Source organism: Solihabitans fulvus, assembly GCF_008386585.1.
Taxonomy (GTDB): domain Bacteria; phylum Actinomycetota; class Actinomycetes; order Mycobacteriales; family Pseudonocardiaceae; genus Solihabitans; species Solihabitans fulvus.
In genome coordinates, this window is the sequence record NZ_VUOB01000052.1 from 53,209 (window position 1) to 66,351 (window position 13,143).

The 13,143-nt window shown below is 71.2% G+C and carries 8 protein-coding genes; 3 read left to right on the top strand and 5 right to left on the bottom strand.

The window, feature by feature from the left end; genetic code table 11:
- Positions 1-10 precede the first annotated feature (10 nt).
- Positions 11-3,013 (bottom strand): AfsR/SARP family transcriptional regulator, encoded by a 3,003-nt coding sequence (locus F0L68_RS26580; protein WP_188316845.1) that lies wholly within the window; start codon positions 3,011-3,013, stop codon positions 11-13.
- A gap of 389 nt (positions 3,014-3,402) precedes the next feature.
- On the opposite strand from F0L68_RS26580, the gene F0L68_RS26585 reads away from it, so the two are divergent.
- On the top strand, positions 3,403-4,269 hold the full coding sequence (locus tag F0L68_RS26585; RefSeq protein WP_188316846.1) for a helix-turn-helix domain-containing protein: 867 nt from the start codon (positions 3,403-3,405) through the stop codon (positions 4,267-4,269).
- Positions 4,269-4,523 carry a DUF397 domain-containing protein gene (locus F0L68_RS26590; RefSeq protein ID WP_149852541.1) on the top strand — a complete coding sequence of 85 codons (255 nt, stop codon included), beginning with the start codon at positions 4,269-4,271 and terminating at the stop codon, positions 4,521-4,523. Before F0L68_RS26585 ends, F0L68_RS26590 begins: the two co-directional genes overlap by 1 nt.
- Positions 4,524-4,679: 156 nt before the next feature.
- On the opposite strand, the gene F0L68_RS26595 is transcribed toward F0L68_RS26590, so the two are convergent.
- The 4 genes from F0L68_RS26595 to F0L68_RS26610 form a co-directional block, all read right to left on the bottom strand.
- Complete coding sequence (locus tag F0L68_RS26595; protein WP_149852542.1) at positions 4,680-7,457, bottom strand: AfsR/SARP family transcriptional regulator; 2,778 nt, start codon at positions 7,455-7,457, stop codon at positions 4,680-4,682.
- Positions 7,458-7,605: 148 nt separating this feature from the next.
- Positions 7,606-9,012, bottom strand: a complete 1,407-nt coding sequence (locus F0L68_RS26600) for a GntP family permease (RefSeq protein ID WP_149852543.1) — start codon at positions 9,010-9,012, stop codon at positions 7,606-7,608.
- 52 nt (positions 9,013-9,064) lie between these two features.
- The gene (locus F0L68_RS26605) at positions 9,065-10,672 is read right to left on the bottom strand and encodes an N-acyl-D-amino-acid deacylase family protein (RefSeq protein ID WP_149852544.1); all 1,608 of its coding nucleotides are present in this window, start codon (positions 10,670-10,672) and stop codon (positions 9,065-9,067) included.
- Between the two features lie 35 nt (positions 10,673-10,707).
- Positions 10,708-12,003, bottom strand: coding sequence for an amino acid deaminase (locus F0L68_RS26610; protein ID WP_149852545.1), 1,296 nt, complete (start codon positions 12,001-12,003; stop codon positions 10,708-10,710).
- A gap of 110 nt (positions 12,004-12,113) precedes the next feature.
- On the opposite strand from F0L68_RS26610, the gene F0L68_RS26615 reads away from it, so the two are divergent.
- A complete protein-coding gene (locus F0L68_RS26615; protein ID WP_149852546.1) occupies positions 12,114-13,139 on the top strand; it encodes a sugar kinase in 1,026 nt (341 codons plus the stop codon).
- Positions 13,140-13,143: the final 4 nt, after the last annotated feature.

Consider the following 13,143-nt stretch of genomic DNA (forward strand, 5'->3'; position numbering starts at 1 on the left):
GGTGTTCTCCTCACGGCTGCTGCGTTTCGAGGTGCGCCCGGACCTCGTCCGCCTGGGGCACACCGAGTTCCGTGTAGATGATCAAGGATTTTCGCCAGTGCTCGCTAGCGCCGACCGGGTCGGTGAGTCGCAGAACACCCGCGATGCCGTTGTGTGCGCGGGCCTCCTGGTAGCGGTCGTGCACCTGCTGCGCCAGCCGGAGCGCGCCCTCGAAGGCGAGCCGGGACCGCTCGGTGTCGCCCGCCGCGCCGTGCGTCTCGGCGAGATCGTTGAGCATCTCGCACTCGGCCCCTGGGTCGACCAGTTCGCGGATGCCGGCGAGGGCCTGCTCGTGGTGCTGGACGGCCAGCTCGTACTGTCCCGACTCGCGTTCGACGTTGCCGAGATTGGTCAGTGTCGTTGCCACGCCCCACCGATCCCCGAACTCGTGGCGCAGCGCGAGGGCGCGTTGGACGTGGTCGAGCGCCCTGACCTGGTCGCCGAGCGCCCGATAGATGTGGCCGAGATCGTTGAGCACGTGTCCCTCGCCCTGCCGGTGGCCGACCTGCCGCAGTGCCGCGAGCGCGCGCAGCTGGCAGTCCAACGCCTCGTCGTGCCGCCCCAGCCGGAAGTAGGCGGTCCCCAGGTTGGCCAGCGTGAAACCGAGCAGCAGCGGGTCGTCGATGTCCTCGGCCACCGCGATCGCGAGCTGGAAGTATTCCAGCGCCTCGGTGTACCGCCCGAGCACCCGGTGCAGCAGCGCGATGTTGTTGAGCAGGTTGCCCTCGCTGAGTCGGTCGCCCAACTTGCGGAAGTAGCCGAGGCTCTGGGTGCTGTGGTCGATCGCCTCGGCGTACTGGCCGGACTGGCGGTAGGCCACGCCGAGCTGCCTGTGCATCTCGCCCTGCCCGGTCAGGTCGCCGAGCTGCCGTGCGGCTGCGAGGCCGCGCGTGCAGTTGTCGATCCACGGCCGAAGGTCGCCGCGCCGTTGGGCGTAGTGCCCGAGGACCTTGGTGAGCTGCCAGGTGTGCGTGAGCCAGCCGTTGTCGGCGGCGTAGGGGACGGCGGCGAGCAGGCCGGCGTGCTCGGCCTCCATCCAGGAGTTCGCCCGGTCGAAGTCGGGCAGGTCGGGAACGTGCTTCGGCGGGTGCGCGAGGTTGATCGCGATCACCGCGGCACCGGGGTTGAACCGTCCGGTGGCGAGCCTTGTGGTGTAGAGGTAGTAGTCCAACAGGCCGGTGACGGCCTCGCGCCGGTCGGTCTCCGCGTCGGTGGCGACGGCGGTGCTGTTGGCGTGCTGGCGGAGCAGGTCGTGGAACCGGTACCGGCCGGGGGCGTGCTGTTCCAGCAGGTGCATGTCCACGAGGTCTTCCAACAGCTGGTCCGTCTCGGCCAGGCCGGCGCCGGTCAGCGCGGCGGCGGCGTAGGCGTCGAAGTCGGGGCCGGGCACCAGCCCGAGCAGCCGGAACAGCCGCTGCTGCGCGGCGGTGAGGTGTTCGTAGGACAGCGTGAACGCCGAGGCGACGCTGCGGTCCCCGGTGGTCAGCTCAGTGAGCCGCCGCTGTCCCTCGCGCAGCCGCTGCACCAGGTGGGCCGCGGTCCAGGACGCGCGGGTGCGCAGCCGCGCGGCGGCGATCCGGATCGCCAACGGCAGATATCCGCACAGCGCAACGAGTTCGGCGGCCGCGGCTGGCTCGTCCGCGAGCCTGCGCTCCCCGGCGATCCGCGCGAACAGCGCGAGCGCGTCGGCCGACGGCAGCACGTCCAGGGACAGGGTCCTGGTGGTGTCGAGGTCGGCCAGCCGCCGCCGGCTGGTGATCAGCGCGAGGCAGCCGGACGCGCCGGGCAGCAGCGGCTGGATCTGGGCCGCGTTGGCCGCGTTGTCCAACACCACCAGGGCGCGCCGCTCGGCGAGTTCGGCCCGCCACAGCGCCGATCTGGCGTCCAGGTCCTGCGGGATCTTCTCGCCGGGCACGCCGACGGCACGCAGCAGCGCGTCAAGCGCGGTGATCGGCTCGGTGGCCTGGTGGTCGGGGGTGTGGCCGTGCAGGTCGATGAACAGCTGGGCGTCGGGATAGCGGTCGGCGAGCTGGTGTGCCGCGTGCACGGCCAACGTGGTCTTGCCGACCCCGGCCATCCCGTCGATGGCCTCGATCACCACGGCGGCGCCCGCCGTGGTGTCGGTGGGGAGCGCGGCGAGCAGGCGCGCCATCTCCCGTTCCCGGCCGGTGAAGTCGATGATGTCGCGGGGAAGGTCGTTGCGCCGCACCGCGGTCGCGGCAGGCCGCGGGTTGGTCAGCTCGGGGTCGCGGGCCAGGATCTTCCTGTGCAGCTCCGTCAGTTCGGCGCCGGGGTCGACACCGAGTTCCTCGACCAGGGCCGTCCGGATGTCCTGGAACGCCTGGAGCGCCTCGGCGTGCCGCCCCGAGCGGTGCAGGGCCAGCATCAGGTTGCCGCGCAGGCGTTCCCGCAACGGGTGCTCGGCGGCGAGGTCGTGCAGCTCGGCGACGAGTTCGGCGTGCCGGCCGAGCGTCAGGTCCGCGTCGATGCGCTCCTCAAGCGCGGCAAGGCGTTCCTCGTCGAGACGGGCGGCCTGCGTCCTGACCGGTCGGCTCGCGACGCCCGTGTAGGCGGGCCCCCGCCACAGCTTGAGCGCGGACCGGAGCTCCTCGCCGGCGATGGCGGGGTCGCCGGCGGCGCGGGCGCGCTGCACGTGGTCGCGGAACTCCTGGAGGTCCAGCTCGCCCGGCTCGACGCGCAGCCGATAGCCGGAGGTGAAGGCGATGCGCTGATCGGCGCCGGGCTCCGCGGCCGACAGGGTCCGCCTGAGCCGGAAGACGTAGGTCTGGAGCGCGGCGGAGGCGTGCGCAGGCGGGGCGTCCGCCCAGACGGCGTCGGTGAGCTGGTCGACCGACACCACGCGGTTCGCGTGCAGCAGCAGGGTCGACAGCAACGCGAGTTGCCGCGATCCGGCCAGGTGCGCCGGCCCGTTGACCCCCGACACCTCGACCGGACCAAGGACCCGAAACTGCATCGCCGCCCCCGGTGTGCGTGACCCGGCGGGGCTGCGCCCCCCGGACGACAGGACTACCGGACCACTGTAGCGATGCGCGCGGCGCATGCGACGACGCGAGGTCGCCGGCCGATCACCGCGCGCGAACAACGCTGCCGACATCGAGGACCGGCCGGTCGGGCAGTCGGCCTCGTGCCGCATGGTGACATTCGGTGCTATTTCACCCACGACACCACGGACACCGGGGAACTGCGGCAAATGCCATTCCCCGGACTCTGTCGGTGTTGTTGGTTAAGGTGTTGAACCGACTTGGCATGTCTTTGAGTCTGACTGTCGGCCTAATCTGATTCACCGGGCAGTCGGGCGCGAACAATAATCCCGGCAAGATGAGAATCGTTGGAGGACAACGCATGGGACAGGCTCGCCAGACTCTGGAGCGCAGACAGCTCGGGCTGACGCTGCGTCGGTTGCGGGTCAAGGCGGCCCTGCCCCAACAGGTCGCCGCCGACGCGATCGGCAAGGTGCGCTCCAGGGTCGTGGCCCTTGAGGACGGCACGGCGACCGCGACGCAGGAGGATCTGACCAGGTTACTGGACTGCTACGGGGTGACCGGAGACGAGCGGGAAACGGTCTTCGCGCTCGGCGCGCAGGCGCGGACGCGGCAGCGAAAACGCATTCACACCGACCTGCTGCCCGGTTCGTTCCAGCGGTTCGCCGACCTCGAGGCGAATGCGTGCACCGTCAGCAGTTTCGAACAGAGCATCGTCCCCGGTGTGCTTCAGTCGCCTGACTATGTTCGCGCCGCGCTCGGCGAATGGGACGACGTCTGGCCGGCGTCCTCGGCGGCCGAGTCGGAGGAGCGAATGTCGTTCCGGCTCGCGCGGCAGGCCAGGACCCTGGGTGTCGAAGGGCCGAAGGGCCTGCACATTGTGGTGGCGGAAGACGCGCTACGCGCCGTTGTCGGATCGCCCGATGTCATGCGGGAGCAGCTGCTGCACATTCTCCGGTTGGTGCAGGAGCGTCCCGGCCTGGTCGTGCAGGTGTTGCCGCGCACGGCGACCGTCAACCCTGCCCGCGGTGGCGGTTTGACGCTTTTCGACTTCGGTGACAGGGCGGACCCGATCGGTTACTCCTCGGTGATCTACGGTCCGTCCCTATACTTCGACGAGGAACCTGACACCACAGTTCTGACGCGGCTGTTCGCTGCGGCGAGCCAACGCGCATTGGCACCTGAGCAGTCGCGAACGCTGACCGAGACGATCCTCAGGGAGATCTGATGTCGGACGCCGGGTGGTTCAAGAGCAGCCGCGGTTCGGGCGGCGGCGACAACCGTGTCGCGGTGTGGTTCAAGAGCAGCCACAGCTCGGCCGGCAGCGACAACTGCGTCGAGGTGCGGTTGTCCGCGACCGCCGTCGGCGTTCGGGACTCCAAGAACCACGCCGGCCCGGCGATGACCTTCGCCCCGGCCCGGTGGAACGCGTTCCTGGCCGGGGCGAAGTCCTGCGAGTTCGACCTGCCCCGCTGGCTGTAGTGACCTGCGACGTTGTTGACGGTGTCAGCGGCGAGTCGCCTTGATCACGAAGAAGACCGCCCTGTGTGGTGGAGCTGGCTAGAGCGGTGTCCTGGAATGTTGTCGGAAGGACCTGGCGAGCGTTTCTGGACACCGCACTAGACCAAGGGCGCTCGGCTACTCGGGGCTGTCGAGGCCGGCGAGACTGGCTCGCACGTCTTCGGTCTCCGGCGCGCCGAGGTCCTCGAAGATGGTGACCGCCTTGAGCCATGCCTCCCTGGCGGAGTCCTGCCGTCCGGTCGCGCGCAGGACCGCGCCAAGGATGTGCAGCGAGAAGGCTTCCAGGTAGCGGTTGTCGCTCTGGCGGAAGACGTCCAACGCCCGTCGCAGATAGCCGACCGCCTCGGGGAACCGGCGCAGATGGTGGTGTGCCTCGCCGAGGTTGTGCAGCGCGAAGCCCTCGATGTAGCGGTTGTCGGTGTCGCGCGCCAAAGTCAGCGCCTGGTGCAGATAGTCGACCGCTTCCGGATACCTTCGCAGTTCTCGCAGGCAGTCACCGATGTTGTTCAACGTCGCGGCCTCGCCATGCACGTCGTTGGTCTCGCGGCAGGCGACCAGCGCCAGCCTGTGGTGATCGAGGGCCTGGTCGACCTGCCCGAGGCCGTGATAGAGGCGGCCGAGATTGACCAGTGTGGCGCCCTCGGTCCAGCGATCGCCCGTCGCGCGAGCGATGTCCTTGGCCTGTCCTAGGCAGTCCAGCGCCCTGTCGAACTGTCTCAGGTCCTCGTAGGCGATCCCGAGCTTGCCAAGGACAAGGGCCTCGCGCTCGCGGTCGCCCAGCCGCCGGAACGCGGTCAGCGCGAGGCCGTGCGTGCTGATCCAGTCGTCCCAGTGCTTGCGCAGGTTGAAGAATCCCGACAGCAGCAGCGCGAGTTTCCCCACGGTCTCGTGCTCGTCGAGTTCGGCGGCGCGGCCGATCGCGGCGACGAGGTTGGCGCGCTCGACCTCGCACCAGTCCAGCGCCCGGTCCCGGGACGCGAAGGCCATCGGCGGGCAGGCTCCGCGCGGCGGGGCGAGTTGGACGAAACGGCGCCGGGGTCGCATGGTGAGAGCCCGGTCGGCGGCACTCGCCGAATGGAGACACCACTCGAACGCGAGTCGCAGCGCATCCGTTCGGCCCTGCTCGGGCTCGTCACGGTCGGCGCAGTCGGCGGCGTGCTGGCGGAGCAGGTCATGGAACCGGTACCGGCCGGGGATGTCCTGCTGGAGCAGGTGCATGTCGACCAACTCCTCCAGCAGCCGTTCGGCGTCCTCCTGGCCAGTGCCGGTGAGGGCGGCGGCGACGCAGGCGTCGAAATCCGCGCCAGGGACGAGGCCGAGCAGCCGGAACAGCCGCCGCTGCTCGGCGGTGAGCTGGTGGTAGGACAGCTCGAACGCCGTGGTCACGCCACTGTCCTCGATCGTCAGCTCAGTCAGTCGCTGCCGTCGTTCAGACAACCGGTGAGCAAGGTGCGCGACCGTCCAGGCAGGGCGATTGCGGAGGCGGGCGGCGGCGATGCGGATCGCCAGCGGCAGCTGGCCGCACAGCGCCACGACCGCGCGGACCTGCTCTGGCTCGGCCGCGGCCCGATCGTGTCCGACCACGCGAGCGAACAGGTCCGTCGCGTCGTCCACCGGGAGCACGTCCAAAGAGACGACGCTCGCGGCGTCGAGGTCGGAGAGCCGGCGTCGGCTGGTCACCAGGACCAGGCATCCCGAGGCGCCGAGGAGGAGGGGCCGGACCTGGGCCGCCGTGGCGGCATTGTCCAGCACTACCAACGCTTTCCGCTCGGCCAGCTCGGATCGCCACAGGGCCGACCGCTCGTCGAGGTCCTGCGGGATCCTGCTGCCCGGCACGCCGACGGCCCGGAGCAGGGCGTCCAGAGCGGTCACCGGTTCGGTCGCGCGGTGGTCCGGCGTGTGGCCGTGCAGGTCGATGAACAACTGGGCGTCGGGGTAGCGGCCGGCGAGGTGGTGCGCGGCGTGGATGGCCAGCGCGGTCTTGCCGATCCCCGCCATGCCGTCGATGGCCTGGATGACGACGGCCGCTCCGGAGGCGTCGTCCTCGGGCAGCACGGCGAGCAGACCCGCCAGGTCCGTGTCGCGGCCGGTGAAGTCGATGATGTCGTGGGGTAGGTCGTTGCGGCGCAACGGCGGATCGGCGGACGGCGATGCCGTCAGCTCCGGGTCGCGTCGCAGGATCCGTTGGTGGAGTTCCCGTAGCTGCGTCCCCGGGTCGACGCCCAGTTCCTCCACCAGTGTCTGCTGGACGGTCCGAAAGGCGTGCAGCGCCTCGGCGCGCCGGCCCGAACCGTGCAGGGCCAGTATCAGGTCGCCGTGCAGTCGTTCCCGAAATCGGTGCGCGGCGACCAGGTCGCGCAGCTCGGGCACGAGTTCGGCGTGCCGACCGAGCGCGAGGTCTGTGTCGATACGTGCTTCGAGCGCGGTGAGTCGTTCCTCCTCGAGCCGGGCGGCCCGCGTTCGGACCTGTCGGCTCGCCACTCCTCCGCACGCCGGTCCCCGCCACAGGGCCAACGCCGACCGGAACTCCTCGGCGGCGTCGGATGGTCGGTCCGCGGCACGGGCACGCCGGACGTGGTCACGGAACACCTCGAGGTCAAGCTCACCGGCCTCGGTGCGTAGTCGGTAGCCTGCGGTGAAGGTGATGCGCCGATCGGCGCCCGGTTCCGTGGCCGCGAGGACGCGTCGCAGCCGGAAGACGTAGGTCCGCAGCGCGGCGGCGGCGTTGGCGGGCGGGGCGTCGTGCCAGAGGGCGTCGGTGAGCTGGTCGACCGGCACCACATGATTGGCGTGCAACAGGAGCGTCGACAACAGCGTGAGCTGCCTCGATCCGGCCAGGCGGGCGGTGCCGGCCGTTCCGGACACCTCGACCGAACCCAGGATCCGAAACTCCATGGCCGCCCTCCGGTGCGCCCGACCGGTCGCCTCGGCATGCCGCGTCCCGAACCCTCGACCGACCGCGCCACTGTATCCGCCCGTCGGAGTGCCAGCACGGGTCCATGCCGGCACTCCGACCCACGGGTTGCGTCCCAGGTCGCTACACCTAGACCACCACGCTCAACAGCGCCGCCATCCCGAAGCCGACCAGCGACAGGATGGTCTCCAGCGCGGTCCAGCTCTTCAGCGTCTCCTTCACCGGAATGCCGAAGTACCGCGACACGATCCAGAACCCGCCGTCGTTGACGTGCGAGGCGATGATCGACCCCGCCGCGATGGACACCGCGATCAGCGCCAGCTGCGGCTGCGAGTAGCCGTGGTCCACCACCAGCGGCGCGACGATCCCGCCCGTGGTGACGATCGCGACCGTCGCCGAGCCCTGCGCGATCCGCAGCCCACAGCTGATCACGTACGCCAACGCGATCACCGGGAGCCCTGCCGAGGACAGCGTGTCCGCCAACGCCTTGCCAACGCCGGTCGCCGAGAGCACCGCGCCGAAGAAGCCGCCAGCGCCGACCACCAACAGGATCATCGCGACCGGGCGCAGCGAAGCCGCCGACAGCTCGGCGATGTCCTTGCGGCTCAGCCCCCGCCGGAAGCCAAGCAGCCAGAACGCCAACAGCACCGCGATTGTCAGCGCGACCGCCGGCGTGCCGAGGAACGTCGTCACGCCGACCACCGCCGAACCCTTGGGCAGCGCGATGCTGCCGAAGGTGCCGAGCAGGATCAGCACCAGCGGGATCCCGATGATCGTCGACACCAGGCCGAGCGACGGCTCGGGTCGGTCCTCGCCCTGCTCCTTGGCCTTCTCCGCCGCGGCCAGCATCTCCGCCGGCACCGGCAGGTCGATCCGCTTGCCGATCCACGACGAGAACAGGACACCGCCGACGAACCACGCCGGCAGCGCGCACGCCAGGCCCATGATGATGATCCAGCCGAGGCTCACGCCGAGCAGCCCGGCCACCGCGACCGGACCGGGGTGCGGCGGCATGAACGCGTGCATCACCGAGAGGCCCGCCAGCAACGGCATGCTGTACAGCACGATCGACCTGCCGCCCTGCTTCGCGGCGACGTAGACCAGCGGCGCCAGCACGAAGATGCCGATGTCGAAGAACACCGGGATGCCGAAGATCAACCCGGACAGGCCCATCGCGAGCGGCGCGCGCCGTTCGCCGAACGCCCGCAGCAGCGACCTGGTCAGCACCTGCGCCCCGCCGGACGCCTCCAGGATCGCGCCGAGCAGCGTGCCGAGCCCGATGATCGCGGCGATGTGCCCGAGGATGCCGCCGAAGCCGCCCTCCAGCAGCGACGAGGAGCTCTTCTGCGCCGAGCCGACGATCTTCTCCACCGGCAGGCCGGCGGCCAGCGCGACGAGCAGGCCGACGATGAGCAGCGAGATGAACGGCTCGACCTTGTACTTGATGATGAGCAGGAGTAGCAGGGCGATGCCGACCGCCGACAACGTCAGCAGTCCGGCGGTGTCGTGTTGTAACCAGTGCGTGAATCCGGGCACGAGCGGCTCCTGGGTCCAGGGGGAGGAGGACCTTGCGGGTGGAACAGTGAGGCTAGGAGAGCCGCTGTCCACTCGCGAGGGTGTTGCGCACCGACCGGCCTGGCAGCGCGCCGGTGTGCGCTCCGTCGTCGATCACCGGCACTCCGTTGACCAGCACGTGGGGGATGCCGACGGCCTGCTGCCTCGGCTCGTCGAAGGTGGCGGTGTCCGCGACCGTCTCGGGATCGAACAGGACCAGGTCGGCCGCGTAGCCCTCGCGGACCAGGCCCCGGTCGGTCAGCCGGAGCCGCCGCGCGGCCCGCCCGGTGAGGTGCGCGACGCACTCCTCCAGCCCGAGCACGCCGAGTTCGCGCACGTAGTGCCCGAGGTAGCGGGGGAACGTGCCCCACGCGCGCGGATGCGGGCGGTCGCCGACCAACAGCCCGTCGCTGCCGCCGGTGTGCGCGGGGTGTCGCATGATCGCCCGCACGTTGTCCTCGTGGCCGACGTGCATCAGGCAGGACGTGCCGAGCCGTTCCGAGACCAGCACGGAGAAGTACAGCTCGGCCGGGGTGCTACCGGTGCGCCGTGCCGACTCGGCGACGCTGTGGCCGACCAGGTGCGTGTTGTCCGCCAGCCGAACGCCGTTGATCTCGATGCTGTCCCAGTCGACCGGCACACCGTGGCAGCCGTCGGAGCCGGTCTCCTCAATCTCGCCGCGGATCCGTTCGCGAACGTCCACATCGGACAGTCGAGCGACGGTCGCGTCCTGACCACCCTCGGTGGCCCAGCTCGGCAGCAGCGCGGACAGGTAGGTCGCGCCGGGCAGGTACGGGTAGCTGTCCAGCGTGATGTCGCAGCCGTCCGCGAGCGCGTCGTCCAGCAGCGCCAACATCTCCCCGGCTCGACCGGCGTTCACGGGGAAGTTCATGGTGGCGTGCGCGAGGTGCAGCGGGCAGCCAGAGCGCCGGGACACCTCGACCATCTCCGCGTACGCCGCCACCGCGCCAGCGCCGTAGCTGCGGTGGTGCGGGCTGTAGTAGCCGCCGCGCGCGGCGACGACCTCGCACAGCGCCACCAGTTCGTCGGTGTCGGCGTACATGCCCGGCGTGTAGGTCAGGCCAGAGGACAGCCCGAGCGCGCCCTGCGCGAGGGAGTCCGCCAGCACGGCGCGCATGGCGTCCAGCTCGGCCGGAGTGGCTTTCCTTGCCTCCCAACCGAGGCAGAGCATCCGCAGCGTGCCCTGCGGCACCAGGTAGGCGGCGTTCACGGCGACGCCCCGGTCCAGCCGGTCCAGGTACTCGCCGACCGAACGCCAGTCCCAGTCGAAGCCGGCCGGATCGTCGTTCCAGCCGGCGAGCTGGCCGCGCAGCGCGGCCAGCACGGCGTCGTCGACCGGCGCGTAGGACAGGCCGTCCTGGCCGAGCACCTCGCACGTCACGCCCTGGGACACCTTGGCGAGGTGGTCGGGACGCGCGAGGATCTGGAGGTCGGAGTGCGAGTGCATGTCGATGAACCCCGGCGCGAGCGCGAGCCCGGCCGCGTCGACGACGCGCGCGCCGCCGAGCCGCCGGTCCCGGTCGATCGCGGCGATCCGGCCGTGCCGCACACCGACGTCGGCCCGGTAGGCGGGCGCGCCGGTGCCGTCGACGACCAGCGCGCCCGCGAACACGATGTCCACGTGGTGGACCGCCCTTCTTGGCTGGGAACGGGAGGTCAGAAGTAGGTGCGGACGAGGTCGACGACGACGGTGCCGTCGACCACCGGCAGGAGCTGCCACTTGTCGAACACCGTGCAGGGGTGCGAAAGGCCGAGCCCGATCCAGTCGCCGACCTCGACCGCGTTCGCCCTGTCCAGCGCGAGGAACGCGTGCTGGTCGTTGAGCGCGGTGACGCGGCAGTCGGTCAGCGGCGACACCGTGCCGTCCTTGCCGCGCAACAACTGCGGCTCGGGCAGGCCCTCGTCGAAGGACGCGTCCCGCTTGCCGATCGTCAGCAGGGCCAGGTCCGGCTGCGGCCGCGAGGTGACCTGCGCCCACGCCCGCAGCGCCGGGCGGAACGGCGCGTCGCCCGCGCCCCGGCCGAACGGCGAGATGCCCCGGTAGAAACCGTCGTCGTGGGTCACGTACGCGCCGCTGCGCAGCACCGGGACCACGGGCAGCGACTCGGGCCACGGCCCGGCGATGGCCGCCGCCACCTGGTCGAAGTAGGCGCTGCCGCCCGCGGTGACGATCACCTCGGTCAGCCCGTCGAAGTGCCCGGAGTCGGCCAGCGTCAGGGTCAGCGCCCGCAGGTCGCTCACATACAAGTCCACTGTGGACAGTGCGCCTGTGGAGGCGTCGTGCGCCAGCGCGCCCTCGTAGCCGGCGACGCCGGCCAGTCGCAGCACCGGGCTTGCGGCGACGGCCTCGGCGACCGCCACCGCCGTGGCCCGGTCGCGCGCGCCGGTCCTGCCGCCGGGCGCGCCCAGTTCCACCAGCACGTCCACCGGCCGGCTCGGCGCGGCCGCGCGCAGCGCCTCGGTCATCAGCTCGACCCCGCGCACGGAGTCGACCCAGCTGGAGAACGCGAACCCCGGGTCCGCGTCGAGTTCGGCGGCCAGCCAGCGCAGCGCCGCGGGGTCGAGCAGCTGGTTGGCCAGCAGCACCCGCGCGACACCGAACGCCCGGTACACGCGCAGCTGACTCGCGTTGGCCGCCGTCATGCCCCACGCGCCGAGGTCGAGCTGCCGCTGGAACAGCTGCGGTGCCATCGTGGTCTTGCCGTGCGGCGCGAGCCGGACGCCCCGCTGCGCGCACCAGCGCGCCATGGTGGCGAGGTTGTGCTCCAGCGCCGCCGAGTCGAGCACCACCAGCGGGCCGACGAAGCCGTCGGCGAACAGGTCCAGCCCGCGCTCGGCGACCTCGCCGAGGGTGGCGCCGAAGGTCGTCGCGGGCAGGCCCTTGAACCGCCAGTCGATCCGCTCGGTCCGGATCCCGGCGACCGCGTCCCGGTCGATGCTGCTGGGCTGCACGTCGATCCCCTTCCGGTTGCGTCACCTGCAACGATGGTTGCACGATGTGATGCGGAGGTGTGTAGCATTCCGGTCGCCCGCCGTCAACGGAAGGACTGTCGGAGGAATGCATGCGGTTCGACCAGATTGACGTCGGGACACCGCTCGCCGCCGAGGTGTTATGCCTCGGCGAGTCGATGGCGGTGCTCGTGCCGGCGGAGCCCGGCCCGGTGCACGAGGTCCGCACGTGGACCAGGACCGTCGGCGGCGCCGAGTCCAACGTGGCCTGCCACCTCGCCCGCCTCGGCGTGCCGAGCAGGTGGGTGAGCGCGCTCGGCCGGGACGCCTTCGGCCGCGCGGTGCTCGCCGACATCCGCGCCGCCGGGGTGGACGTCTCGGCCGTGCGGTTCGACCCGGCCCGGCCGACCGGCCTCTACGTCAAGGAGGCCAACGCGGCCGGCAGCCCGGCCCGCTACTACCGGGAGGGCTCGGCGGCCTCGGCCATGGGGCCCGAGCTGCTCGCCGACCTCGACCTCACCGGCATCCGGCTGGTGCACCTGAGCGGCATCACCGCCGCCCTATCGGACAACTGCCTTGCCCTGCTCCGCGCCCTGCTCGCCGCCCCGAGGCGGGGCCGCCTGGTCTCCTTCGACCTCAACTGGCGGCCGACCCTGTGGCGCGACAGGGACTCCGGCGTGCTGCGCGACCTGGCCGACAGCGCGGACCTCGTGCTGGTCGGCTCCGACGAGGCCGAGGCCGTCTGGGGCACCGGCGAGCCCGACGCCCTGCGCGAGCTGCTGCCCAACCCGGCCACCATCGTGGTCAAGCAGGGCGAGCGCGGCGCGACCCTGGACGAGGCCGGCACCCGCGTGTTCGAGCCGGCGCTGCGCGTCGACGTGGTGGAGCCCGTCGGCGCGGGCGACGCGTTCGCGGCCGGCTTCCTCGCCGCAACCCTGGCCGGCGCGTCGGCGCGGCAACGACTGCGCGCCGGACACCTCCAGGCCGCCGCCACCCTGCTCACCAGCGAGGACGTCGGCACGCCCCTGCCGGCCGAGGTGACCGCCGCGTTGATCGACGCCGATCAACTGACCTGGTCGACGGCGCACCTTTCCACGTCAGGAATCATTGTGTCCCTAGCGGAAGGAGAGACGGTGTGAGCGA

Excerpts from the sequence above, each read along its gene's own strand:
- F0L68_RS26615 (WP_149852546.1), top strand. The coding sequence starts at position 12,114 with ATGCGGTTCGACCAGATTGACGTCGGGACACCGCTCGCCGCCGAGGTG.
- F0L68_RS26595 (WP_149852542.1), bottom strand. The coding sequence starts at position 7,457 with ATGGAGTTTCGGATCCTGGGTTCGGTCGAGGTGTCCGGAACGGCCGGC.
- F0L68_RS26580 (WP_188316845.1), bottom strand. The coding sequence starts at position 3,013 with ATGCAGTTTCGGGTCCTTGGTCCGGTCGAGGTGTCGGGGGTCAACGGG.
- F0L68_RS26585 (WP_188316846.1), top strand. The coding sequence starts at position 3,403 with ATGGGACAGGCTCGCCAGACTCTGGAGCGCAGACAGCTCGGGCTGACG.
- F0L68_RS26590 (WP_149852541.1), top strand. The coding sequence starts at position 4,269 with ATGTCGGACGCCGGGTGGTTCAAGAGCAGCCGCGGTTCGGGCGGCGGC.